18 protein-coding genes are annotated in these 24,189 nt (G+C 69.8%); 12 read left to right on the forward strand and 6 right to left on the reverse strand.

The window, feature by feature from the left end; all coding sequences use genetic code 11:
- Window positions 1-5 precede the first annotated feature (5 nt).
- Window positions 6-1,106: an AAA family ATPase gene (locus ACFWFP_RS23130; RefSeq protein ID WP_379298208.1), complete on the reverse strand. Its 1,101-nt coding sequence runs from the start codon at window positions 1,104-1,106 to the stop codon at window positions 6-8.
- Window positions 1,103-4,093, reverse strand: a complete 2,991-nt coding sequence (locus tag ACFWFP_RS23135) for a DUF5691 domain-containing protein (protein ID WP_379298210.1) — start codon at window positions 4,091-4,093, stop codon at window positions 1,103-1,105. The genes ACFWFP_RS23130 and ACFWFP_RS23135 overlap by 4 nt, the downstream gene beginning before the upstream one ends.
- A gap of 393 nt (window positions 4,094-4,486) precedes the next feature.
- Here ACFWFP_RS23135 and ACFWFP_RS23140 point away from each other — a divergent pair, with 393 nt between their 5' ends.
- The 4 genes from ACFWFP_RS23140 (at window position 4,487) to ACFWFP_RS23155 (ending at window position 8,266) form a co-directional block, all read left to right on the forward strand.
- The gene (locus ACFWFP_RS23140) at window positions 4,487-7,009 is read left to right on the forward strand and encodes an AAA family ATPase (RefSeq protein WP_379298212.1); all 2,523 of its coding nucleotides are present in this window, start codon (window positions 4,487-4,489) and stop codon (window positions 7,007-7,009) included.
- Between the two features lie 85 nt (window positions 7,010-7,094).
- Window positions 7,095-7,520 carry a hypothetical protein gene (locus ACFWFP_RS23145; RefSeq protein WP_379298214.1) on the forward strand — a complete coding sequence of 142 codons (426 nt, stop codon included), beginning with the start codon at window positions 7,095-7,097 and terminating at the stop codon, window positions 7,518-7,520.
- A 68-nt stretch (window positions 7,521-7,588) separates the two neighbouring features.
- The gene (locus ACFWFP_RS23150) at window positions 7,589-7,972 is read left to right on the forward strand and encodes a YchJ family protein (protein WP_379298216.1); all 384 of its coding nucleotides are present in this window, start codon (window positions 7,589-7,591) and stop codon (window positions 7,970-7,972) included.
- An 18-nt stretch (window positions 7,973-7,990) separates the two neighbouring features.
- Window positions 7,991-8,266, forward strand: a complete 276-nt coding sequence (locus ACFWFP_RS23155) for a SelT/SelW/SelH family protein (RefSeq protein ID WP_132369677.1) — start codon at window positions 7,991-7,993, stop codon at window positions 8,264-8,266.
- A 30-nt stretch (window positions 8,267-8,296) separates the two neighbouring features.
- On the opposite strand, the gene ACFWFP_RS23160 is transcribed toward ACFWFP_RS23155, so the two are convergent.
- Window positions 8,297-8,518: a zinc ribbon domain-containing protein gene (locus tag ACFWFP_RS23160; RefSeq protein ID WP_379223472.1), complete on the reverse strand. Its 222-nt coding sequence runs from the start codon at window positions 8,516-8,518 to the stop codon at window positions 8,297-8,299.
- 106 nt (window positions 8,519-8,624) lie between these two features.
- Between ACFWFP_RS23160 and ACFWFP_RS23165 the strand changes: the two genes are divergently transcribed.
- From ACFWFP_RS23165 to ACFWFP_RS23195, 7 genes are all read left to right on the forward strand, one after another.
- Window positions 8,625-9,752, forward strand: coding sequence for an ROK family protein (locus tag ACFWFP_RS23165; protein WP_379298218.1), 1,128 nt, complete (start codon window positions 8,625-8,627; stop codon window positions 9,750-9,752).
- A 172-nt stretch (window positions 9,753-9,924) separates the two neighbouring features.
- Complete coding sequence (locus tag ACFWFP_RS23170) at window positions 9,925-10,968, forward strand: ABC transporter substrate-binding protein (RefSeq protein ID WP_379298220.1); 1,044 nt, start codon at window positions 9,925-9,927, stop codon at window positions 10,966-10,968.
- The gene (locus ACFWFP_RS23175; protein ID WP_379298222.1) at window positions 10,965-11,816 is read left to right on the forward strand and encodes an ABC transporter permease; all 852 of its coding nucleotides are present in this window, start codon (window positions 10,965-10,967) and stop codon (window positions 11,814-11,816) included. Before ACFWFP_RS23170 ends, ACFWFP_RS23175 begins: the two co-directional genes overlap by 4 nt.
- Window positions 11,792-12,532 carry an ABC transporter ATP-binding protein gene (locus ACFWFP_RS23180; protein WP_379298224.1) on the forward strand — a complete coding sequence of 247 codons (741 nt, stop codon included), beginning with the start codon at window positions 11,792-11,794 and terminating at the stop codon, window positions 12,530-12,532. Before ACFWFP_RS23175 ends, ACFWFP_RS23180 begins: the two co-directional genes overlap by 25 nt.
- Window positions 12,533-12,544: 12 nt before the next feature.
- Window positions 12,545-13,888 (forward strand): LLM class flavin-dependent oxidoreductase, encoded by a 1,344-nt coding sequence (locus ACFWFP_RS23185; protein ID WP_379298226.1) that lies wholly within the window; start codon window positions 12,545-12,547, stop codon window positions 13,886-13,888.
- Window positions 13,885-17,637: an ABC transporter ATP-binding protein gene (locus tag ACFWFP_RS23190; protein ID WP_379298228.1), complete on the forward strand. Its 3,753-nt coding sequence runs from the start codon at window positions 13,885-13,887 to the stop codon at window positions 17,635-17,637. The genes ACFWFP_RS23185 and ACFWFP_RS23190 overlap by 4 nt, the downstream gene beginning before the upstream one ends.
- Window positions 17,638-17,935: 298 nt before the next feature.
- Window positions 17,936-19,513 (forward strand): carboxylesterase/lipase family protein, encoded by a 1,578-nt coding sequence (locus tag ACFWFP_RS23195; RefSeq protein ID WP_379298230.1) that lies wholly within the window; start codon window positions 17,936-17,938, stop codon window positions 19,511-19,513.
- Window positions 19,514-19,661: 148 nt separating this feature from the next.
- On the opposite strand, the gene ACFWFP_RS23200 is transcribed toward ACFWFP_RS23195, so the two are convergent.
- From ACFWFP_RS23200 to rfbD, 3 genes are read right to left on the reverse strand one after another with little or no spacing between them, the layout of a single operon-like run.
- Window positions 19,662-20,741, reverse strand: coding sequence for a sugar phosphate nucleotidyltransferase (locus ACFWFP_RS23200; RefSeq protein WP_101466021.1), 1,080 nt, complete (start codon window positions 20,739-20,741; stop codon window positions 19,662-19,664).
- A 35-nt stretch (window positions 20,742-20,776) separates the two neighbouring features.
- Complete coding sequence (locus tag ACFWFP_RS23205) at window positions 20,777-21,682, reverse strand: glycosyltransferase family 2 protein (protein WP_379298232.1); 906 nt, start codon at window positions 21,680-21,682, stop codon at window positions 20,777-20,779.
- A gap of 11 nt (window positions 21,683-21,693) precedes the next feature.
- Complete coding sequence (rfbD, locus tag ACFWFP_RS23210) at window positions 21,694-22,545, reverse strand: dTDP-4-dehydrorhamnose reductase (RefSeq protein WP_379298234.1); 852 nt, start codon at window positions 22,543-22,545, stop codon at window positions 21,694-21,696.
- A gap of 225 nt (window positions 22,546-22,770) precedes the next feature.
- Here rfbD and ACFWFP_RS23215 point away from each other — a divergent pair, with 225 nt between their 5' ends.
- Window positions 22,771-24,189 (forward strand): LCP family protein, encoded by a 1,419-nt coding sequence (locus ACFWFP_RS23215; protein ID WP_379298365.1) that lies wholly within the window; start codon window positions 22,771-22,773, stop codon window positions 24,187-24,189.

The following is a 24,189-nucleotide window of genomic DNA, read 5'->3' on the forward strand; positions in this document are numbered from 1 at the left end:
TGCTGTCAGCCCGCGTTTTCGCGGCAGGCCCGGTAGAAATCGGCCCAATCCGGGCGTTCCCGCACCACGGCCTCGAGGTATTCGGTCCAGACCACGGTGTCGGCCACCGGGTCCTTGATCACCGAGCCGAGGACGGCGCCCGCGATGTCGGAGGCGCGCAGGACGCCGTCGCCGAAGTGGGCGGACAGGGCGAGGCCGTTGGTGATCACCGAGATCGCCTCGGCGGTGGACAGGGTGCCCGAGGGGGATTTGAGCTTGGTGCGCCCGTCGGCGGTGATGCCGGAGCGCAGTTCGCGGAAGACCCGCACCACGCGGCGGACTTCCTCGGCGGCGGCCGGAACAGTCGGCAATTCCAGTGCGGCGCCGAGCTGTTCGACGCGACGGCTGACGATGGCGACCTCGGAATCCTCGTCGGCGGGCAGCGGCAGCACCACGGTGTTGAAGCGGCGCCGCAGGGCCGAGGAGAGATCGTTGACGCCGCGGTCGCGATCGTTGGCGGTGGCGATGACGTTGAAACCCTTGGCCGCCTGCACTTCCGCGCCGAGCTCGGGCACCGGCAGGGTCTTCTCGGACAGGATGGTGATCAGCGCGTCCTGCACATCGGAGGGGATACGGGTGAGCTCTTCGATGCGCGCGATGGCCCCGGTGCGCATCGCGGTCATCACCGGTGACGCGACCAGGGCGGCGTCGCTCGGCCCCTCGGCGAGCAGCCGGGCGTAGTTCCAGCCGTAGCGGATCGCCTCTTCGGCGGTGCCGGAGGTGCCCTGCACGAGCAGCGTCGATTCACCGCTGATGGCAGCCGAAAGATGCTCGGACACCCAGGTTTTCGCGGTGCCCGGCACACCGAGCAGCAGCAGCGCGCGGTCGGTGGCGAGGGTGGCGACCGCGACTTCCATCAGCCGGCGCGGGCCGACATATTTGGGCGTGATCACGGTGCCGTCGTCGAGGGTGCCGCCGAGAATGTAGGTGACCACGGCCCACGGCGACAGTTTCCAGGACGGCGGGCGCACCCGGTCGTCGACGCGGTCGAGGGCGGCCAACTCGTCGGCGAAGGCCTGTTCGGCGTGGGGACGCAGCAGGGTGGTGGCGGGTTCGGTGGTGGTCAACGCAGCTCCTCGAGCATGGTGGCACGATCGGTGAGATCGTGGGCGAGTCGGTGGAATGCCTGGTGCCAGGCGGGATCGTCGGTGGTGTCGGCGAGCGCGCTGACGCGCGTCGCGAATTCGACAGGGAAGTGGACGCTCGCGGCCGTGAGCAGCGCCCGGTCGGTGTACACGCCCGCACTGGCGTGCGGCTGCCGCGCGGTGGTGCGGGCGCGCTCGCCGAGCAGGCGCAGTACGTGGCCGGCGACGGGTTCGGGCCAGGGGTGATCGAGGCCGGGCAGGATCGCGTGGAGTTCGGTGAGCTGGTGCGCGTCGAGGTCGAGCACGTGCTCGATCCGGTCGGCGGCATCGAGCAGGGTGAACAGTTCGCGACGCCGCAGCACCGCCTGCTCGGTCGGGGTGGCGTGGGCGAACAGCGCACGGGCCCACGCGGTGTCGTGCTGGGCGAGCGTGGCATCGACCCAGCCGTCCACGATCGCCTTGGCATAGCGGGGCGGCAGCGACAGTGTCAACGCGGTGACCGGGGTGTGCTCGCCGGTGGCCCGCACGATCGAGGACCACGCGGTGAGCGGGGTCGCGGCGATCGCCTGGTGCAGGGTCGTGATCGTCGAATCAGGAGTGTCCCAGCGCAATTTCGCTTGATCGGTCGCATCGGTGATGCCGTCGCGCCGGGCCTGCGCGTCGAGCTCCGCGGGTACCCGCACGTCTACCGTGCCGTCGTCCCGCACCCGGATCCACGACGCCACCAGTGCTGCCATCCGGCGTCCGAAAGCGGCTTCCGGGAGCTTGTTCAGCAGCGTCGTCGCGGTACGCCGGACGTCACCGCGCCGGTCGTCGAGGGCCCGCTCGAGCAGGGCTTCGTCCGCCGAACTCAGCCCATCGGCGAGTAGTTCGAGCAGCTCAGCCTTGACCGGCCCCGACTCCTTCGGCCACGCCGCGGTCAACACGGCCAGTGCCGCGGCCGGGTCGGCCCGGCGGGCACGCGCGAACCAGTCCTTTCGCTCGCCGGATGTGCCGAACAACCAGACATCGTGTGCTCCCGGCTCTGTACCGGAGCCCGAATCGACACTGTGATCTGTCGGCCCGGCGCTCGGGTCGGTGTCGAGGTGGAGGTCGGCGCTCGCCGTCAGCTCCGGCCGCCCGTTGTCGCCTGCCGCACCCGCCGACGCGGTAGCGGCGTCGGCGGGGAACTCGTCGACCAGTTTCGTCCAGGCCGGGTTGCGGGCGGCGAGCCAGCGTCCGCGCCGGCCCGCCAGCCGGAGCAGCGGTGCTCTCAGCGCGGTGTCGGAAGCCGCGGAGAGCGCCTGGACACACAGCACATCGGGGAGGCGGAAGTCATACGGTGCTGCCGCGGTGAACCATTCGGACAGGAACGGGGATTTGTCGGCGAGGAGGCGGCTGAGACGGTCGGCGGCGGGGCGAGGCAGTAGCGGCCGCGGATCATCCACGGCGGGTTCCGGTTTCGCCGCCGTGCGGGGGAGTTGCCCGCCGCGCAGGTACAGGTCTTGCAGCGCGGCGGTGTGGAGCAGCCGGGTGGCTGGTTCGCCCGCGTGCTGCGGGACGGCGGCGGCGACCGCGGAGTCGAGATGGACGCCGTCGGCGCTGCGGCGGGCGGTGCCGAGCAGCGCCACCGAGACCAGTTCGGCCAGCGCGGGGGTCGGGGTGGTCTCGGTGGGGAACTCGGTTTCCAGGTCGCTCACCTCACCTGCGCACAGCACCGAGATCGGGTCGAAGCCGTCGGCTCGCCACTCGCCGCACACCGTCACCGGGTGACCACCCGCGACCGCGATCAGCCGCCACGGGCGCACGCCCGCCGGCAGCGGTAGCGCGGTGCCGTCGGAGGCGACGAGCTGCCAGCCGGTCTCGTCGAGCACCGGCACGACATCGGTGAGCAGCGCGGGCCAGGCACGCAGCCACGGATCCGCACTCAACGCGCCCGCGTAGGCGTCGAGCGCGTCGTCGATCGTGGTGCCGCCGACCGCGGGGACGGTGGTGAAGGGCTCGGGGACGCTGTGGCGAGTGCCCCATTGCGCGCGCAGTGACACCGCACCGGGGTAATAGTGCAGTTCGGCGTCCACTTCGTTCCCGGGTGCGGGCACCTCACCGGTGAAATTCGGGGTGGCGAAGGAATGCTCGATGAGCAGGGCCCACCGTCCGCTCCCGCGACCGCGCAGCCAGGTGCGGCGCGTGTGCAGCCGCTCCTCCTCGCTCACCCGCATGCCGAACACCAGCCAGCGATCCCGCACGGCGGGCTCGGTCAGCACCGACTCGGCCGACGTCGGGTAGCCGACGTGGGTGCGGATCCCGGCCCGCAGCGGCTCGGGCAGGGCATCCAGCCTGCGATGGGCCAGCACCAGCAGGTGCAGCCGGGCGTACTCGCGCAACAGCAGTTCGGGCCAGTGTTCGGTGGTGACGACCGCGGTGGGCAGCCTGCGCAGGGCCTCGGCGATGCGGGGCGCCTGGGCATCGACCATCCGCGCCGCGATCGCCTCGTAGGCGGCATACGAACGGTCGGTCTGCGCCAGCCCGGTCCGGATCTGGTCGGTGAGCCAGACCTCCAGTTCGGTGAGCCCGGCGGCCACCCTGGCCCGCCGCTGTTCGACGGTGGCCTGCGAGGGCGTGCTCGCGGCCTTGGCCTTCGGTGGCGCGGCGGCTTTCGCGGCCCGCCCGGCCAGCCACTCGGCCGCGAAGTCGGCGGGCGCTTCCCGTCCGGGGATCTGGCCGCTCGACCAGGTGAGCAACAGCGACAGCGTGTGCTTACACGGGAACTTGCGGCTGGGGCACGAGCACTTGTAGGCGGGCCCGTCCAGGTCGACGATCGCCTGATACGGCTTGGCGCCACTGCCCTGACACAGCCCCCACACCGCGTTGCCCGCCGTGCCGGTCTCACGCCAGCGACCGGCCAGCTTGCGTGCGGCAGCCAGCGAGCTCGCATCGGGCGCGAGCGCGCGGACCTGGTCCTCGGTCCACGGCGTGCGTTGCTCGGTCATCGGTTCCCCCGTTCTCGTGTTCGCCGAATATCTACCGCAACCCACCGACAACTGGCGGCGCCGGCGGCGGGGCGCGTGGAAAACACTGGTGCTGCGGCGAATTCGTGCTCCAGCTCTTGCCGTGGGTCGTGATCTCTGGCATTCTGACCTGTTCGGCACCGCCCGGACCGCCCGTGCTGCTCGACGCAGCGTAACGCGGGTGTGAACACCTCATCGAGCTGCCCGCCGGGGTGGGCGAGGGGTGGACATCGAGGGCCCGCCGTGGCGCCGCGATGGCCATTCCACTCCCGCGGGCAGATTCGCTGGGGGCCCTGCGCATCCCCTGGGCGAACATCCGGCGATCGGGTAGCGTTTCAACCAGGATCGCCGCGTTGCGCGCCGACGCGAAGGGGGATGTCGCAAGTGTGCTCGGATCGGATCGCCGAGGTGGTCGCGCGCGAGCTCGCCGCCGACCCGGCAGTGGAGGAACGGGTCGCCGACTGCGTGCTCGCCGCGCTCACAGCTGTCGACGGTGACTCGGCCGCAACGGATTCCGGTGATACCGGGGTCTTTCTGCGGTCGATCACCGTGCAGGGTTTCCGGGGGATCGGGCCCGCGGCGACGCTGCGCTTGAATCCGGGACCCGGCCTGACGCTGGTGGTCGGTCGCAACGGCAGCGGGAAGTCGAGTTTCGCCGAGGCCGCGGAGTTCGCGCTGACCGGCGGGAATCGGCGCTGGGACGGCCGCTCGACCGCCTGGCGAGAGGGGTGGCGCAACCTGCACGAACCCGGGACCGCCCGAATCGAGGTCGAGCTGCTCACCGCGGGCGAGGACCCCGCGCTCTCGGTCGCCACCAGCTGGGACCCGAGTGCGGAGCTGGCCGACGCGCGGTGGACCGAGCGGCGTGGATCCGCAGCGGCGGCCTCGGTCGACCCGCACGGCCGGCGCCAGCGGCTCGATCTGTACCGGCCGTTCCTGTCCTACAGCGAGCTCGGCGCGCTCGTCGACGGCAAGCCGAGCGACCTGTTCGACGCGCTGCATCGCCTGCTCGGCCTCGACGAGCTGGCCGCCGCGGCCGAGCAGATCCGGTTGCGCAAACTCGAACTCGAACGCGCCGTGAAGGATTCGCGCCAGTCCCGCGCCGACCTGCTGGTCGAGCTGGCCGAGGCCGATGACGAACGTGCCCGCGCCGTGGCCGACCTGCTGCGCACGCCCGACCCCGATCTCGACGCGGTGGCGGGCGCGGTAGCCGGTTCGGTCCTCGGTATCGACGGGCCCGCGGGTCTGCGCGCGACCCTGCGCCTGTCGTTGCCCGATGTCGCGCGGGTCGCCGCCGCGACCGATCGACTCGCCGAAGCGGCCCGGAATGTGGCGCGCCACGCCACTGCCGATTCCGAGGCCGATCTGCGCGTGCTCGAATTGCTCACGCGGGCACGCGAACACGCCTCGGCGGTGGGTTCGTGCCCGTGCCCGGTCTGTGGACGTGACGAACTCGACGCCGATTGGCTGGCCGCGGCCGATGCCGAAATCGCCCACCGCACTGCGGAACTCGCGGCGTTTCAGGCGGCCACGGCGGAATTCGACACGGCTCTGGCGGCGGCCCGCAACCTTCCCGCAGACCTGCCGGTCGAGCTCGGTTCGGCATTCGCGGTCGGTACCGGCGCACCGGGCCACCTGGGGCAGGCGTTCGATTCGGTGCAGCGCCAGTCGGAGGCGCCCGCGCGGTACGCCACCTCGGACTCGTTGCGTAAACAGCGCGACATCGTCGGACAGCTCTGGTCGGAGTGGGCCGCGCTCGCGACAGCCGACTACGCGGACCAGCTCCCGGCTCGACTGCGCGCGATTCACGCCGATCTCACCGCGGAACTCACCGCGCTGCAACGGGATACGCGCACCGAGCTGGACCGCCTCGATGCGGTGTGGTCGCCGCTGGTCCCGCGCGTGCTCGCCTGGCTCGATCCCGCTCGCGCCGTCGCCGATCACGCGAGTGAGCTGCGGGTGGTGAAGAAGGCGGCCGACTGGCTCAAGGCGGCGACGGCGACGATCCGCGAGGAGCGGATGCGGCCGCTGGAGACCACGGCACGCTGGGTGTGGAGCACCCTGCGACAGCAGAGCAATGTCGAGCTCGGCGCGATTCGGTTGCAGGGCAGCGCGGGCACGGCGCGGCGGGTGCTGCTCGATGTGACGGTCGACGAGGTGGACGGCGCGGCGCTGGGCGTGATGAGCCAGGGGGAGCTGCACGCGCTCGGCCTTTCGCTGTTTCTCCCACGAGCCACGGTGGCGCACAGCCCGTTCCGGTTCGTGATGATCGACGACCCGGTGCAGGCGATGGATCCCGCGAAGGTCGACGGACTGGCCAGGGTGCTCGCCGAGGTGGCGGCCGCGCGGCAGGTGGTGGTGTTCACCCATGACGAGCGTCTCGCCGAGGCGGTGCGCCGCATGCAGCTCGACGCGACGGTGCTCGAGGTGCAGCGTCGCGAGCGTTCGATCGTCGAGGTCAGGGTCACCGGCGACCCGGTCCGCCGCTATCTCGACGATGCCCGATCCCTGTTGCGCACACCGCAACTCCCACCGGCGATCGCCGATGAGCTCGTCGCTACCTGCTGCCGTTCGGCCATCGAAGCGGCCGGGCTGGCGAAAGCCCGTCAGGAACTGCTGGCGGTGGGCCTCGAACACGGGGAAGTGGAGCGGCGCGTGCGCAACGCCCACACCACCCGCGCCATGATCACCCTCGCCATCATGGGCGTCGGCGCCCGGGTGGACGACCTGAACAAGCACCTGAGCGCGGTCGGTGGACGCTGGCTCGTCGGCGTCCTGCGCGATGCCACCGCGGGAGCGCACGTGCCGATCGATCGCCCGATGCGGGAATTGATCAGTGACACCGAACGATTCATCGCCTGGCTGCGGGCGCACGAGCCTGCGGCGGCGCGCACATGAGTGGGCTCGCCGGGGACACCGGCAGGCCCCTTCGCGGTCGGCGCGAGTCGGTGGCCGCGCGCCGCCGTGCCGGTACGGTGGGGTCGTGAGTCGCCGCGGCAGACCGGCTCGCGCGAAATTCAGCCCGCGGCCCTCGGTGGCGCAGCGGCTGGAAGCGGCCGAGAACTTGCTGGACGGGTCGGTGTCGGATGCCGGTGGGGTGTGGTCGCGGGCGGTGGCCTGGATCCTGCGGTTGGCGCTCGAGCAGGCGGTGGACCAGCTGTGGGCGCAGGTGGCGCCGGAGTTGATGCGGTGCCCGATGCGGGCACAGCTGCTCGCGTTGCGGGTCTACGCGGGGCCGGAGACCGCGGGACAGGTCGGCGCGTTGTGGGCGGCGCTGTCGCGGGCGGCGCATCACCTCGACTACGAGATGGCGCCGAGTGTCACCGATCTGCGGCGGTGGCGCGATCAGACCGCGGAGCTGGCGCGGGCACTCGAGCTCGCTCCCCTCGCGCAGCAGCCGTTCGGGTGAGCGACGCAGAGTAGGCACGGCGGACCTGGGGTGCGCGGTGTGGCGGGTGGGTCCGGCAGGATGACGGTATGGGTGAAGTGCGAGCGTGTCGTCGAGGTGAGCCGTTCGATGGCTGTTGTGGGCCGATTCTGGCCGGGGAGAAGGCCGCGCCGACCGCGGAGACGCTGATGCGGTCTCGCTACACCGCCTATGTCGTCGGCGATGTGGACTACCTGCTGCGCTCGTGGCACCCCAGCACGCGCCCCGCCGAGCTCGAGCTCGATCCGGATCAGCGGTGGCTGTTCCTCGAGATCGTGGGCACGCGGCGTGGCGGGCCGTTCGACGACAACGGCACCGTGGAGTTCATCGCCCACTACAGAATCGACGGCGCCCGGGACACGATGCACGAGCTGAGCACCTTCGTGCGGGTCGACGGAGCCTGGGTCTACCTCGACGGGACGTTTCGGGCTTGAGCGGGGGATACTGCTCAGGTGCCCCGTATCGCGATCGAATACTGCACCCAATGCCGCTGGCTGCTGCGCGCGAGCTGGATGGCGCAGGAACTGCTGACCACGTTCGCCACCGAACTCGGTGAGGTGGCGCTCGTGCCCGGCCAGGGCGGCATCTTCCGCATCACCCTCGACGGCGAACAACTCTGGGAACGCAAGGCGGACGGGGGTTTCCCCGATATCGCGGTCCTCAAGCAGCGCGTTCGCGACCGGATCGCCCCCGATCGCGACCTCGGCCACGTCGACCGCCGCGACTGACGACCGGGCGGCGGCCGGGCACCCGCGGGGTCAGCAGCAGCCGCCACCACCGCAGCAACCGCCGCCTGCCGGACGCGGCGCGGGCGCGGGGGCGGGCGCCGAGCCGCGTCCCACCGCCGCGAAGGTGGTGAGCAGTTTGACGGTGTCGTCGTGGCCGGCCGGGCACGTCGCCGGATCCGAGGACTGCGCCATCGGCCGGTTGACGTCGAACGTGTCGCCACAGGAGCGGCACCGGAAGCTGTAGTTCGGCATCGGCCCAGTGTAGGGGCCCATGCTTGGGATCACCGTGCGCCGAACGCTTCGCCGCGGCCGCTGCGCTCCGTACCGTGAGCGAACGGCGGTGATGGCGAGGTGGCGCATGGCGAACAGTAGCGCGGGGGCGGTATTGCGGGCGGTGCTCGACCTCGGGTCGGCACCGCGCAGCGTGGTGGCCAGACACGCCGGGGTCTCGCCTGCCACGGTTACCTGGCAGAGCCGGGCGCTGGTCGAGGCGGGGCTGCTCGTCGAACTGCCGGAGTCGCCGGCGCCGGGTGGTGTGGGCAGGCCACACAGTCCGATCGCGCTGGACGCCGTCGGCAATGTGGTGATCGCGGTGCACATCGCGGCGGTGCAGATCACCGTCGCGGTGGTCGACATCGCCGGTTCGGTGCTGCACAGCGAACAGGTGCCCCATCGCACCCACGCCCCGTACGACATCCTCGACGCCGTGCTGGAGCGCGTGCGCGCGGTCGGAGCGAACCTTGCCGATCAGGTGCGGATCCGCGGGCTCGGGGTGGCGATCGGCGGCCGCGTCGACACCGCCACCGGTTCGGTGGTCGAACACTCCTATCTGCGCTGGCGTGATGTGCCGGTGCGCGAATACCTCAGTGCCCGCACAGGTTTACCGGTCAGTGTGGACAGCCACACCCGCGCGACGGTGCACGCCGAACAGCTCTACGGCCGTTTGCGCGGCTCGGCGAGCTCGATCGTGCTGTTCGTCGGCAATGTCATCGACGCCGCCATCGCCGTGCACGGCCGCGTCCACTGCGGGCCACATTTCGGGGCGGGCTCGATCGCCCGATTGCTCGGCACGACCAACAGATTCGCCCTCGAGGCCCTCGGCGACCACGCGTTGCTGGCGCGCGCCGAAACCGCAGGCCGGTTCGACGGCTTTCCCGCGTTGGTGGCGGCGGCCGCGGCCGGCGGTCCGGAACGCGAGTACTTCATCGAGCGTGCCACGGTGATGGGTGAGGTCGCCGCGGCGCTGATCGATCTGATCGATCCGGAAGCGCTGGTACTGATCGACCGTGGCCTGAACACGGTTCCCGGCGTCCGCGAAGCCTACGACGAGGCGGTGCGTGCCCACTCGACCATCGGCGCCGACCCGGCCGAGGTGATCTTCGCGTCGACGTTTCCCGGCCAAGTGCTGGTGATGGCGGCTGCCGGGGTGGTGTTGCAGGAATTGTTCAGTGATCCACTGAGCACGGCTGTCGCGCAGGCAGTTTGATTCGTGGTTATTTTAAGACAGTCGAATATTGACCGGAAGCGGCGTCGCACGCGACAGTTGACACTATGAACAAAATGCAGTCCGGCGTCGCCCGGGTCACGTCGGATGTGCTGTGTTGTCGCGGTTCGAATTCCGTCGCCGATAATTCTTCGATCACCTCCGGGAAATCACCTTGCGTAAAAATATTCGACGAATAGCACTTCTCGCCGCAGCGGCTTCGCTGCTCGCGGTCTCCTGCGCCACCGGCGACGAGGACGGCGCCGCACTGACGGGCCCGCTGCCCACCGAAGTCCCCGCCGGGGTCTCGCTCGCGGTCGCGGCCAATACCGCCAGAGTGGCGCTGACCGCGTCGGGAGAACTGAACAAGCTCGGCTTCACGGTGTCGTCGTGGCCCGCCGTGCAGGCCGGTCCCGATGTCATCCAGGCTTTCCGCGGTGGGTCGGTCGACCTGGCCACCAACGCGGGCATTCCGCCGATCCACGCGCACGCCAGCGGTCTCGACGCGAAGATCGTCGGCGTCAAGGTGCGCACGACCCCGCTGTACAAGCTGGCCACCGCCCCCGGATCCACCTTCACCAGCCTCGATGGGCTGCGTGGAAAGAAGATCGGCTTCTCGCCTGGCCAGGCGCAGGGCTTGGTGGTGCTGCGCACGCTGAAGGCGGCGGGCATCCGCACCGACGAGGTGCAGCTCGTGGATCTGCCGAGCACGAAGTTCCTCACCGCCCTGCAGGCCAAGGAGATCGACGTCGCCCCGTTCGGCGAACCGACCCTGACCAAGTACCTCGACAAGTATCGCGTCGACGGCGCCACCGCGATCGACACTCCCGCCGTCGACGCGCTGACCGTGCTGTGGGCGCCGACCTCGGTATTGCGTGACAACAGCAAAGCCGCCGCCGTCGCCGAATTCGTGAAATTCTGGGCACGCGGGGAAGTCTGGGCCTGGGAGCATCCCACGGAATGGATCGACGCGTACTACGTCAAGGATCAGACGGTCTCGGTCGAGGACGGCAAACGCATTGTCGCCACAACGGAAAAGCCGTATTTCCCGGAGAATTGGAACGAGGCGATCTCCTGGGAACAGGAGACGATCGATCTGGTGACCAAAGCCGGTTTCTTCGGTAATTCCTTCCCCGCCGCCGAACTGTTCGACCGCCGATTCGAGAAGCTCGCGTTCGACGCGGTACCGGCGCCGTATCGCACCAAGGGGCAGCAATGACCATCGCCCTGTCTCGTGCCGCGATTCCGGTTTCCGCACCGTCCGGCGACGGATTCGTCGAGCGGCGCGCTCTGCGCCGGCTCGGTCTGCGCAAGGCCTTCCCCGCCGCCCGCCTGCTCGGCGTGGTCCTGCTGGTGGGCGCGTGGACCGCGGGCTCACTGCTCGAACTGATCGACCCGCGCAAACTGTCCGCGCCGTGGACCGTCCTGGCGACCGGCTGGGAGTTGCTGGTCGACGGGCCACTGCTGGCCAATCTGGGGGTGTCGCTGCAACGGGTGCTGATCGGCATGGTCCTCGGTGTGCTCATCGGCACCACACTCGCCGTGATCGCGGGACTTTCCCGGTGGGGTGAATCGCTGATCGACGGCCCGGTCCAGATCAAGCGGGCGATTCCCACCCTCGGCCTGATCCCGCTGATGATCCTGTGGTTGGGCATCGGCGAGGAGTTCAAGCTCGTCCTCATCACCCTGGGTGTGGTCGTGCACATGTACATCCAGACCCACGCCTCGCTCACCACGATCGATCAGAAACTCGTGGAACTCTCAGAGGTACAGGGTGTTTCGCGGGCGGAGTTCATTCGCAGCGTCGTGCTGCCGGGATCGCTGCCCGGCTTCTTCCTCGGTCTGCGGATGTCGGTCACCAGTGCTTGGCTGGTGCTGATCGTGGTCGAGACGGTCAACGCCATCGACGGTCTCGGCAAGATGATGTCGAACGCGCAGAACTACGGACAGGCCGATGTGATCCTGGTCGGCTTGGTGGTCTACGCCATCTTCGGCCTGGCCTCGGATTCGGCGATCCGGCTGGTGGAACGGAGGGTGCTGTCATGGCGACGCACTATCGCGGGGTGAGTGAGCCCGAGGTCACCGGGGTCGAGGTTCGCTCGCTGACTCGCAAATTCGGTGACCGCACGGTGCTGGACTCGATCGACCTGACCATCGCGCCCGGCCAGTTCGTCGCCCTGCTCGGACGCAGCGGCTCCGGCAAGAGCACGCTGCTGCGGGCACTGGCCGGACTCGACTACGACGTCGAGGGCGAGGGCACGTTGCGGATACCGGCGAAAACCTCGGTGGTGTTCCAGGATTCGCGGCTGCTGCCCTGGCAGCGGGTGCTGCCCAATGTGCTCTACGGACAGCCGAGAACGCGCCGCGCCGCCGCCGAGCAGGTACTGGCCGAAGTCGGCCTCGCCGGCCGCGAACGCGCCTGGCCCAGGGAACTCTCCGGTGGTGAGCAGCAACGGGTCTCGCTGGCCCGCTCGTTGGTCGGCGAACCCGATCTGCTCTTGGCCGACGAACCCTTCGGCGCGCTCGACGCGCTCACCCGGATCAAGATGCACGCCCTGTTGCGGGACCTGATCAGCAGGCATCGCCCGAGCGTGCTGCTGGTCACCCACGATGTCGACGAGGCTGTCGCCCTGGCCGACCGGGTGATCGTGCTCGATGACGGACGCCTCTCGCTCGACATCCCGGTCGAGCTGACCGGCGCGCGCGATCCGAGCCTGCCCGCCTTCGGGCGCATTCGTCACACCCTGCTCACCGCACTCGGCGTCGCCGAACGTGCGGCCTGAAAGGCGCTTCCCATGTCGAAACAATTGCACCTCAACGCTTTCCTGATGTCGGTCGGCCACCACGAGGCGGCCTGGCGGCTGCCGGAAAGCGATCCGCACGCGCACACCGACATCAACTACTACGTCCGCCTCGCCCAGACCGCCGAGCGCGGCAAGCTCGACTCGATCTTCTTCGCCGACAGCCCGGTCCTGATGGGCGACCCCGGTCGCCGGCCCAGCGGCAAGCTGGAGCCGACCGTGATCCTGACCGCGGTCGCCGTGCAGACCAGCCGAATCGGCCTCATCGCCACGGCCTCCACCAGCTACAACGACCCCTACAACCTCGCCCGCCGGTTCGCCTCGGTGGACTGGGCGAGCAACGGCAGGGCAGGCTGGAACATCGTCACCACCGCCGGTGCCGACGCGGCCCGCAACTTCGGTCTCGACGACACCCCCGACCACCGGCTGCGCTACGAGAAGGCCGCCGAATTCGTCGACGTGGCAACGAAACTGTGGGACAGCTGGGACGACGACGCCATCCTGGCCGACAAGGAACTCGGCATCCACACCGATGCCTCGAAGGTGCGCAAGATCCTGCACCACGGCGAGCACTTCCGAGTGGACGGTCCGCTGAACCTGCCGCGTTCCCCACAGGGATACCCGCTGCTGGTGCAGGCCGGATCATCGGAGGACGGTAAGGAATTCGCCGCCCGCTACGCCGAGGCCGTGTTCACCGCGCAGCAGACCCTCGACGACGCCAAGGCCTTCTACACCGACCTCAAGGCCCGCACCGTCGCCGCGGGCCGCGACCCGGAGAGCATCAAGATCCTGCCCGGCATCGTCCCGATCATCGGTGACACCGAGGAACAGGCCCGCGAACTCGACGAGGAACTGGCGCGGCTGATCTCGCCCGAATACGCGCGCAAACAACTCGCCGAGCGGTTCAAGCTGCCCGTCGACGAACTCGACCTCGACAGCGAACTACCCGAGGACCTGCCCACCGAGGACGATATCGAGGGCGCCAAGAGCCGCTTCACCCTGATCGTGAATCTGGCTCGGCGCGAACGACTCACGCTGCGCGAGCTGATCGCCCGCCTCGGTGGCGGACGCGGGCACCGCACCTTCGCGGGCACCGCGGTGCAGGTGGCCGACGCCATCGAGGACTGGTTCCGCCAGGGCGCCGCCGACGGCTTCAACATCATGCCCGCGGTGCTGCCCTCGGGTCTGGAGCGCTTCGTCGACGAGGTGGTCCCGATCCTGCAGGAGCGCGGCCTGTTCCGTACCGAGTACACCGAGACCACGTTGCGCGGCCACTACGGTCTGTCGCGGCCGGCGAACCAGTTCGACGACGCGGACGTGCTCGTGGCTGCCCGATGAGATCGGATTGGATCCGCTACCTGACCCGTCGCTGTCTCGAGCACCGGCGGCTGGTGATCATCAGCTACACCGGCGCACTGGCGGCGGCGCTGCTCACCGCGGCGCTGCCGCTGGTCGTGCGGCACGTGGTCGACACGCTCAGCGCCACCGCGGCCTCGGTGATGCCGTGGGTGGTGCTGTTGCTGGTGATCGGGGCGGCCAGGTTCGGGTCGTCGTACGCGCGCCGGGTGGCCTCCTCCGAGCTGTCGCTGGGGGTGCAACACGATCTGCGCCGCGACCTGTTCGCCGCGTTGCTGCGGCTCAACGGGCGCGAGCAGGCGCAGTTGCGCACCGGGCAGGTGGTGAGCAGGGCGATCACCGATGTCACGTTGATCCAGATGTTCCTGCAGCTCATCCCGATGATCGCGGGCAATGTGGCGCTGCTGGCGGCGGTGCTGGTGCTGATGGCTGTGATGTCGCCCGCGCTCACCGTGATCGCGCTGGTGGTGCTGCCGGGGCTGTGGATCGTCACCCGGCGCAGTCAGCGTCAACTGTTCCCCGCCAACTGGGACGCGCAGGCGCGGGCCGCCGAGGTGGCGATGCAGGTCGAGGCCGCGGTGGCCGGTGTGCGGGTGGTGAAGGGTTTCGGGCAGGAGCAGTACGAGCTGGAACAGCTGGGCGCGCGTGCGCGGGTGCTGTACCGGTCGCGGTTGCGGGTGGCCCGGATCACCAGCCGGTTCACCCCGGTCGTGCAGGCGGTGCCCGCGGCGGGGCAGGCGCTGATCCTGATCGTCGGCGGGTTGCTCGCGCTGCGCCAATCCATCACGCTCGGTACCTTTCTCGCGTTCATGACCTATCTGGGTGCCTTCGTGGGGCCGGTGCGGCAGTTCTCGATGCTGCTGACCGTGAGCCAGCAGGGCAAGGCGTCCCTGGACCGGGTGCGTGAGGTGATCGAAGCGCCGGACGACGCGGGCGCGGTGGCCGGTGCGGCGGGGACGCCGGACGCCGGCTCGAGCGGTCTCGGCGGCACCGAGCCGCCATCGATCGAATTCGACGCGGTCGTTTTCGGTTTCGACGACACGGCGATCCTGGACGGCGTCGATCTGCGGATCGGCTCGGGCGAGACCGTCGCCATCGCGGGTGGTGCGGGCAGCGGCAAGTCGATCCTGGTGTCGTTGCTGCCCGCGCTGCTCGAACCCGATTCCGGCGCGGTGCGTTTCGACGGTGTCGACCTGCGGATACTGCCCGATCCACGCGCGCAGGTGGCGATGGTCTTCGAGGACACGCACCTGATGGCCGATTCGATCCGGGCCAACGTCGCCTACGGCCGGCCCGACGCCAGCGACGAACAGGTCTGGCACGCGCTGTATCTGGCCGCGGCCGACGAATTCGTCACCGCCCTGCCGCAGGGGATCGACACCACCATCGGCGAACGCGGACAGCGGCTCTCGGGTGGTCAGCGCCAGCGCATCGCGCTCGCCCGGGCCCTGCTCACCGAGGCGCCGGTACTCGTGCTCGACGACGCCACCTCGGCCATCGACGCCCAGGTGGAGGAGCAGATCTACCGGCGGATCGGGTCCGAACTGCGCAAGCGCACGACCATCGTGGTCGCGCACCGGATCTCGACGCTGGCGCTCGCCGATCGGGTCGCGGTTCTCGACGGCGGCCGCGTGGCCGAACTGGGCACACTGCGCGAACTGCAGCAGTCCGGTGAGCTGTTCCGCGCGCTGTTCACACCGCCGGAGGTCGTCGGCATCGGTGCCGATCCGCATCGCGACCCCACTCGGGTCGCCACCGAAGAGCTCTGGGTGGCACCGGAAGTCGACTCCGACGACGACCGCACGATGGAACACCTGGCCAAGGCGTTCGCGCGGCGCTCGGCCGGCGCGCCCGCGGGCCCCGGCGGTGGCGCGGGCGGGGGCATGATGGCGAGCGCGCCACCCAGCGGCGACCTCGTCGCTCTGCTCGACCGCCTGCCGCCGGTGTCCGGCGAACCCGAGGTGGACCCGTCGTTCTCCCACACTCCCGACACCGCGTTCTCGCTGCCGCGACTGCTTCGCCCGTTCACCTGGCCGCTGCTCGCCGGCCTCGGTCTGGTCGGACTCGATGCCATCGCCCAGGTGCTGATCCCGTTCCTGGTGCGCTACGGCATCGATCACGGCGTCCTGGCCGGTGCGCGCGAGGTGGTGATCGGCGCGGCCGCGCTGGCGATCGTGGTCGTGGTGGTGGACTGGGCGATCAGCGTCGCCCAGGTGCGCGTCACCGGGCGGGTCGGGGAGCGGCTGCTCTACGGTCTGCGCCTCAAGACCTTCGCCCACCTGCAACGGCTCGGGCTGCAGTACTACGAGCGCGAGCTCGGTGGCCGGATCATGACCAGGATGACCACCGACGTGGACGGGCTGTCGGCGTTTCTGCAGACCGGCCTGGCCACCGCGCTCACCAGCACGGTCACCATCGCGGGCGTGGTCGCCGCGCTCCTGGTGATCGATGCCGAGCTGGCCGTGGTGGTGCTCGTGTTGCTGCCGGTGCTCGGCGTGGCGACCGTGGCCTTCCGGCGCGCGTCGGTGCCCGCGTACAACCTGGCCAGGGAGCGCGTCAGCGCGGTCAACGCGTATCTGCAGGAGAACGTCGACAACATCACCGTCACCCAGGCGTTCCGCCGGGAATCGGTGAACCAGACCGAGTTCGAACGCCGATCGTGGGCCTACCGCGACGCGCGGCTGCGCTCGCAGGTGCTGATGGCGGTGTTCTTCCCGTGCATCGAATTGATGTCGGTGATCGCCACGGCCGCGGTGCTCGCGGTCGGCGTGCACCAGGTTCGCGACGACGTGCTCACCGCGGGCACGCTCATCGCGTTCCTGCTCTACATCGAGTTGCTGTTCGCCCCGATCCAGCAGCTCTCGCAGGTGTTCGACAGTTATCAGCAGGCGGTGGTCGGCGTCGACCGCATCGGCGACCTGCTGCGCACTCCCGTCGACACCCCCGAGGCCGCCGATCCGCTTCCGGTGACCGGGCTCGACGGCGCGATCGAACTGCGTGCGGTGAGCTTCGGGTACTCCGCGCGCGCCAAGACCGTGCTCGACAGGGTGGATCTGCGGATCGAGCCGGGGCAGAAGGTCGCGCTGGTCGGTGAGACCGGTGCGGGCAAATCGACCCTGGTCAAGCTGCTCGCCAGGTACTACGACCCGACCGAGGGCGCGGTTCTCGTCGACGGTGTCGACATCCGCCGGTTCCGGCTGCGCGACTTCCGCAAACGTCTCGGGGTGGTCCCGCAGGAGCCGTTCCTGTTCGGCGACACCGTGCGCGAGGCCATCGCCTACGGCAGCCCCGACGCCGAGCCCGCCGAGATCGAGTGGGCCGCTCGTGCGGTCGGGGCGCACGAGATGATCGCGGCGCTCGAACACGGGTACTACCAGCCGATCGGCGCGCACGGGCGCAGTCTGTCGGCCGGGCAACGTCAGCTGCTGGCACTGGCCAGGGCACAGCTCATCGACCCGGACATCCTCATCTTGGACGAGGCCACCGCCTCGCTGGACCTGGCCACCGAGGCGCGGGTGCGTGCCGCGGTCGACGTGCTGACGGCGGGCCGCACCACGATCGTCGTCGCGCACCGGCTCGCTACCGCCGCCGACGCCGATCTGATCGCGGTGGTCGGCGCGGGCAAGCTCGTGCAGATCGGCGCCCATGCCGAGCTGGTCGGCGTCGATGGACCGTACCGGCGCCTGTGGGCAGCCTACGTCGGCGACGAGGCTCAGCACATATCCAGCTAACCGGCGCGGGGTCGGTCGCTGTCCGATGGAGGGAGTTTCGGACGGCGGCCGACCTCGTTTCTCCCTGAGCGGTGGCCGGGGTGGGTATCGGCCGCCGAACTCGCGTCACGACCGCCGTGCGTCGCCGCGGAACGGGGCCTTCGCGTGTACCGCGGAGTAACTGTTACCTGCGGAAATGGCGCGTAGAGCGCGCGTTCGGGCGGTGCGCACGTACTCTCGTAGATAGTCACCAGGTGCTTCGACCAGCGGGAGCAAATACACAGGCACCCGTGCGGTCGTGCCGGCTAGGAGGTGTGCGATGAGCATTCAGCCCGATTTCGACCCGGACACGCGGGCCCACGATGCCGACCCACTGGCGGAGACCGAGTACGGCACGGTCGGTGGGACCTGGGACGGACCGATCGCCGTCTGGCGCAGCATTCCCTACGCCGCCGCACCCGCCGGGCCCGCGCGCTTCGCGAAACCCGAACCCCCGAAGCCCTGGGACGGTGTGCGCGACTGCGTGGTCTTCGGCGACATCGCACCGCAGGCCATGGGCGCGATGGTGCCGGTGGATTCCGACCTGCAGATGGGTGAGGACTGTCTGTGGGTCAATGTCTGGTCGCCGCGGCCGGAGCCCAGCGACGGCGCCCCGCGTCCGGTCATGGTCTGGGTGCACGGCGGCGCCTACTGCCTCGGCACCGCCGCCCAGACCATCTACGACGGACGCAAGCTGGCCGAGGCGGGCGATGTGGTTGTCGTCTCGGTGAACTACCGAATCGGGGTGCTCGGTTTCCTCGATCTGTCCTCGTTCGGCGAGCAGTTCACCGCGAACCTCGGCCTGCACGATCAGCTCGCCGCGCTCACCTGGGTGCGCGACAATATCGCCGCGTTCGGTGGTGATCCGGGCAACGTCACGCTGTTCGGTGAGTCCTCGGGCGCGGGATGTGTGACCGCGCTGCTCACCTCGCCCGCCGCGGCAGGCCTGTTCCACAAGGCCATTGCCCAGAGTCCGCCCGCCACGACAGTTTTCGGGCAGGAACGGGCGGCGGTCGTCGGGCAGCGTTATCTGGAGCTGCTCGAACTCGGGCCCGGCGCGGCGAATCGGTTGCTGGAGTTGCCGATCGAACAGCTCGTCGACATCGGTTCGGTGCTGTTGGACGAGGTGCCCATCAAGGAACCGGGCAGGCTCGCCGCGGCGCCGGTCGTCGACGGGGAACTGTTGCCCGGCTACCCGATCGACCGATTCCAGCAGGGACGCTCGCATCGGGTGCCGTTGCTGATCGGCACCAATCGCGATGAGGCGTCGCTGTTCCGGGTGCTGCGCTCACCGATCATGCCGGTGACGCCCGACGCGGTGAACGCGATGCTGCGCGACGTCGCCGCCTCGCATCCGGAGATGTCGCCCGAGCGGATCGCCGAGATCACCTCGGCCTACCCTGATCTCACCAAAACCCGTGGCGCACTGGCGATGTCGACCGACGCGGCCTTCCGGATGCCCGCGGCCTGGGTCGCCGAGGGCCACGCCCAGCATTCGCCGACCTGGATGTATCGCTTCGACTACGCCACCCCGATGTTGAAGGCCGCCAGGGTCGGAGCCGGTCATGCCACCGAATTGCCCTATGTCTTCGGCAATTTCGGCACGTTGAACCACGACCCCACCTTCTGGCTCGGTGGGCGCAAAGCCTCGGTCGCGGTCTCGGGCCGCATGCAGCGCCGCTGGCTGGCGTTCGCCGAACACAATGTCCCCGCCGCCCTCGACGGCTCCAAACACTGGCCCCACTACCGCCCCACCGCCCGCACCACCCTGCTCATCGACACCATCGACCGCATCGTGGACAACCCCGACGCCGAACTCCACACCGCCTGGGGCGACCAAGCCGTCGGCTTCAGCTAGCCGCGGCGCGGGCGCGTTCGATCGCGTCGAGCTGCTCGATCGCGCCATCGTCGCGATCACGAGCGAGGCGGGGCCGGGCGGGTCTGGCCTGGGCGACCGGTGGCCGGCCCCGAGCGCTGGAGGCGCCGCTGCTGCGCGGTCGCGAGGATCAGACGTCGGTGGAGAAGCGGATGCCGCCGTCGGGGATGACCACGCCGGGCCACACGCGAGCGCCACGCAGGAGCTCGCAGCGGGCGCCGACATTGGCGCCGTCGCCGATCACACCGTCGCGAACCAGCGCGCGGGGGCCGATGCGCGCACCGAAGCCGATGATCGAGCGTTCGACGGTCGCGCCCGCCTCGACCACCGCGCCGTCGAAGATCACCGCGCCGTCCAATCGCGCACCCGCGCCGATCTCCGCGCCGCGCCCGACCACGGTCCCGCCGATGAGCAGCGCGCCCGGTGCCACGCCCGCGCCGGGGTGGACCAGGGACTCGCCACGCTGGCCGGGCAGGGCCGGGGAGGGAGCGATGCCGCGGACCAGGTCCGCGGAGCCGCGCACGAAGTCCTCCGGGGTGCCCATGTCGCGCCAGTAGGAGGCGTCGACGTGGCCCTGGACGCGGGCGCCCTCGGCCAGCAGCGCCGGGAAGACCTCGCGTTCCACCGAGACCGGGCGACCCGTGGGGATCTTCTCGATGTACTCGCGGCGGAACACGTAGCAACCCGCGTTGATCTGGTCGGTCGGCGGATCCTGGGTCTTCTCCAGGAACGCGGTGACGCGGCCGTCGTCGTCGGTGGGCACGCAGCCGAACGCGCGCGGGTCGCTGACGCGGACCAGGTGCAGGGTGACGTCGGCGTTGGTCGACTCGTGGGTGTCGAGGATCGCACCGAGATCGGTGCCGCCGAGGACGTCGCCGTTGAACACCATCACGTTGTCCGCGCGCAGCTTGGGCAGCACATTGCGGATACCGCCGCCGGTGCCGAGCGGTTCGGTCTCGGTCACGTACTCCAGGTCCAGGCCCAGTTCGGAGCCGTCACCGAAGTGCTCTTCGAAGACCTCGGCCTTGAAGGAGGTGCCGAGCACCACGTGGGTGATCCCGGCCTCGGCGATCCTGGCCAGCAGGTGGGTCAGGAACGGCAGCCCGGCCGTCGGCAGCATGGGCTTGGGCGCCGAGAGGGTGAGCGGACGCAGCCGCGTGCCCTGTCCGCCGACGAGGATGACCGCGTCGGTGCCTGCATTGCCTGCCATCGAGTTTCCCCTGTTCACAGTGGACCGGTGCCTACTCAGGCGCCGGTTCGCGCTTGCTCACGCAGCGCCGATCGAACCGCAATCTTGGAGCGAACCGCAAGTCCGGCCCGCAACGCGCCCCGCAACGGTGCCTGCCACCAGTGCGGATGCCGGTCCGCTTGGAAGCGGTAGGCGCTGGCGTGGTGGGCGGGCAGCATCAATTCCGGATGCTTGCCCGCGGCGTGACCCTTGGCGTGGGTCACCTCGGCGTCCGGGACGAACACATTGTGCCAGCCCGCCTTGCCCATGCGGTCACCGAAGTCCACGTCCTCCATGTACATGAAGTAGCGCGAGTCGAAGCCGTCGATGGTGTCGAAGGCGGCGCGGCGCACCAGCAGGCAGGAGCCGGACAGCCAGCCGACCACCCGCTCGGAGATCTGCTCGTTCTCCTGGCGGTAGCGCACCGACCAGGGGTTCTTCGGCCAGACCGAGCCCAGGATCGCGTGCCCGGCGCCGTCGGCGAGCCCGGGGACCCGGCGCGCGGACGGGTAGACGCTGCCGTCGGGCTCACGAACCATCGGCCCGATCGCGCCTGCCCGCGGCCAGCGGGCGGCGGCTTCGAGCATCTTGTCGATGGAGTCGACGCCCCAGCGGATGTCCGGGTTGGCCAGGATGACGAACTCGATGGACGGATCGATCTCGGCGACGGCCCGGTTGATGGCGCCGCCGTAGCCGATATTGCCGCCGGTGTGCAGCAGCGTCACGTGCGAGTTGGCCTCGGCGACGAGTTCGGGGACGCCGTCGGTCGAGCCGTTGTCGGCCAGGATCACCTGCGGCTTCTCGCTCGTCGCGTCGGCCAGGGTGGTGATGAAGTGCTCGAGGTGCTCACCCGGTGAATAGGTCACCGTGACCACGGCAAGGCCGGCGGTGGCTGGAGAATCGGCTGCGTCTGCTGCGTTCACGACTGCGGAGCCTAGTCGGACAACCCGCGCAGTGTGTCGGTGAGTGCGATACGCCAGGGGCGAAGCGGGGTGAGACCCGCCGCGTCCCAGACCGCGGGGGACAGCACCGAATACGCCGGGCGCGGTGCGGGTCTGGGGAATTCGCTGGACGCGCACGGCAGTACCCGGCCGGGGTCGGCGCCGAGGTCGGTGAAAACCGCCGCGGCGAGGTCGAACCAGGTGGCGGTGCCGGAATTGGTGGCGTGCAGCACACGGGGAGTGTCGGGGCGGGTACTCAATTCGAGCAGGCCCGCGGCGAGATCGGCGGCGCTGGTGGGGGAGCCGAGCTGGTCGTTCACCACGGTGACGGTGTCGCGTTCGGCTTCCAGCCTGCGCATCGTCGCGACGAAATCCCCCTGAACACCGGAATAGACCCAGGCGGTGCGCACCACCTGGGCGCCCAGCGCGAGCACCGCCCGCTCACCGGCGAGCTTGGATCGGCCGTAGACGGTGTCCGGTCCGGTGGGATCATCGGGTTCATACGGAGTGCGCGCGGTCCCGGGGAAGACGTAATCGGTGGACACGTGGATCAGGCGCGCGCCCGCCTCGGCGCAGGCGGCGGCCAGCACGCCCGGTCCGGTCGCGTTGGCGGCGAAGGCCGCGTCGACGTCGGTTTCGGCGGCGTCGACCGCGGTGTAGGCCGCGCAGTTGATCATTACGGCGCCCGGGGTTAGGACGGCGTCGACGGCAGCGCGGTCGGTGATGTCGAGTTCGGCCCGCCCGAAGCCGTGCGCCGAGGGCGCCAGGCGCAGGATCTGTCGCCCCAGCAGGCCGCGTGCGCCGGCTACGATCAGAGGAGCGGGGGTGGGGAAATCGACGTTCACGCGGCCAGTCTGGCACGCCGGGGCACGTGTGGTTGGGCTCGAGTGTGGTAACTGTTGGTTAGCCTGTGATGGCCGGTGTCCTCGGACGAGCCCGGGTAACGACAAGGCGGAGTTTGCCGGGGGGAAGAGCGGATCGGGCGCGGAGTTCGTCGAGAGGATGCACGAGTGCGAGAGTCGACAAGACCGGTCAGCGCGCCTGCGGGCACCTTCGGTCCGGCCAAACTGATGGTGGCGATTTCGGCGGTGCTGGTGCTGGCACTCACCGGATTCGCCTGGCGCAGTGTGGACAACCTGATCGCCAACATCGACCGGATCGGTGGCCTCGGCCTCGGCGGTGAGCGCGACGGCGCTGTCGACATCCTGCTCGTCGGCGTCGACAGCCGCACCGACGCGCACGGCAACCCGCTCACCACCGCCGAACGCGCGATGCTGCACGCCGGCGACGAGGTGGGCACCAACACCGACACCATCGTGCTGATCCGCGTGCCCAACGACGGCCGCTCGGCCACCGCGATCTCCATCCCGCGCGACTCCTATGTCGACGTCGGCGGCCAGGGCAAGGCCAAGATCAACTCCGCCTACGGCTCGACCAAGGAGACCGAACGCGCCGAACTGCTCGCCGACGGCAAGTCCGAGGCCGAGGCGGAACGCGAGTCGACCAAGGCGGGCCGGCAGGCACTGATCAAATCGGTGGCGAAGCTGACCGGCATCACCGTCGACCACTACGCCGAGGTGAGCCTGCTCGGCTTCGTGCTGCTCACCGACTCGGTCGGCGGCGTCGAGGTGTGCCTGAATCAGGCGGTGGACGAACCGATGTCGGGCGCGGACTTCCCGGCCGGGCGTCAGCGTCTCGACGGTCAGGAGGCATTGAGCTTCGTGCGCCAGCGCCACGATCTCGAACGCGGGGACATCGACCGGATCGTGCGTCAGCAGGTGTTCATGGCGCAACTGGTCGGCCAGCTGCTCAATGCCAAGACCCTGGCCAATCCGGGCAAGCTCAGCCAGATCAGCGAGGCGGTCGGGCGCACCGTCGTGCTCGACGACGACTGGGACGTGCTGGCCTTCCTGCAGCAGCTCAAGGATCTGTCCGGCGGCAAGGTGGAATTCGAGACCATTCCCGTCTCCGACCTCAACAGCATGACCTCGGCCGGAGAATCGGTGGTGAAGGTCGACCCGAAGACGGTGCAGAGTTTCGTCGCCGGGCTGGTGGGGGAGGAGAAGAAGGAAGAAGACCCCGCTGCGAAGATCGACCACTCGACCGTGACGGTGAACGTGCTCAACGCGGGTGGCGCCACCGGACTCGCGGGCAAAGTGTCCACGGCCCTGACGGGCAAGGGATTCCGGGAAGGCACGGTCGGCAACTACACCGGCGGCAGCGTGAGCTCGAGCCGCGTGCTGGCCGCCGACGCCGACGACCCGAAGGCGGCGGCGGTCGCGGAGGCGCTGGGTGGCTTGACGGTGGTCGCCGGCGAGACAGTGTCGGCGGATACAGTGAGCGTGGTGTTGGCGAGCGACTATTCTGGTCCCGGCTCGGCCGCGGCAGGCATGTTCGATCTCGACGCGACTTCCTCGGCGACCGCGACACCGATACCGCCCGCCCCGCCGATCGACGCAGGCCAGAACGGACCGAAATGTGTGAATTGA

The organism is Nocardia sp. NPDC060249 (assembly GCF_042728755.1).
In the GTDB taxonomy this organism is placed as follows: domain Bacteria; phylum Actinomycetota; class Actinomycetes; order Mycobacteriales; family Mycobacteriaceae; genus Nocardia.

Excerpts from the sequence above, each read along its gene's own strand:
- ACFWFP_RS23160 (WP_379223472.1), bottom strand. The coding sequence starts at position 8,518 with ATGCCGAACTACAGCTTCCGGTGCCGCTCCTGTGGCGACACGTTCGAC.
- ACFWFP_RS23140 (WP_379298212.1), top strand. The coding sequence starts at position 4,487 with ATGTCGCAAGTGTGCTCGGATCGGATCGCCGAGGTGGTCGCGCGCGAG.
- ACFWFP_RS23175 (WP_379298222.1), top strand. The coding sequence starts at position 10,965 with ATGACCATCGCCCTGTCTCGTGCCGCGATTCCGGTTTCCGCACCGTCC.
- ACFWFP_RS23135 (WP_379298210.1), bottom strand. The coding sequence starts at position 4,093 with ATGACCGAGCAACGCACGCCGTGGACCGAGGACCAGGTCCGCGCGCTC.
- ACFWFP_RS23165 (WP_379298218.1), top strand. The coding sequence starts at position 8,625 with ATGGCGAACAGTAGCGCGGGGGCGGTATTGCGGGCGGTGCTCGACCTC.
- ACFWFP_RS23185 (WP_379298226.1), top strand. The coding sequence starts at position 12,545 with ATGTCGAAACAATTGCACCTCAACGCTTTCCTGATGTCGGTCGGCCAC.
- ACFWFP_RS23150 (WP_379298216.1), top strand. The coding sequence starts at position 7,589 with ATGGGTGAAGTGCGAGCGTGTCGTCGAGGTGAGCCGTTCGATGGCTGT.
- ACFWFP_RS23215 (WP_379298365.1), top strand. The coding sequence starts at position 22,771 with ATGGTGGCGATTTCGGCGGTGCTGGTGCTGGCACTCACCGGATTCGCC.
- ACFWFP_RS23180 (WP_379298224.1), top strand. The coding sequence starts at position 11,792 with ATGGCGACGCACTATCGCGGGGTGAGTGAGCCCGAGGTCACCGGGGTC.
- ACFWFP_RS23190 (WP_379298228.1), top strand. The coding sequence starts at position 13,885 with ATGAGATCGGATTGGATCCGCTACCTGACCCGTCGCTGTCTCGAGCAC.
- ACFWFP_RS23200 (WP_101466021.1), bottom strand. The coding sequence starts at position 20,741 with ATGGCAGGCAATGCAGGCACCGACGCGGTCATCCTCGTCGGCGGACAG.
- ACFWFP_RS23195 (WP_379298230.1), top strand. The coding sequence starts at position 17,936 with ATGAGCATTCAGCCCGATTTCGACCCGGACACGCGGGCCCACGATGCC.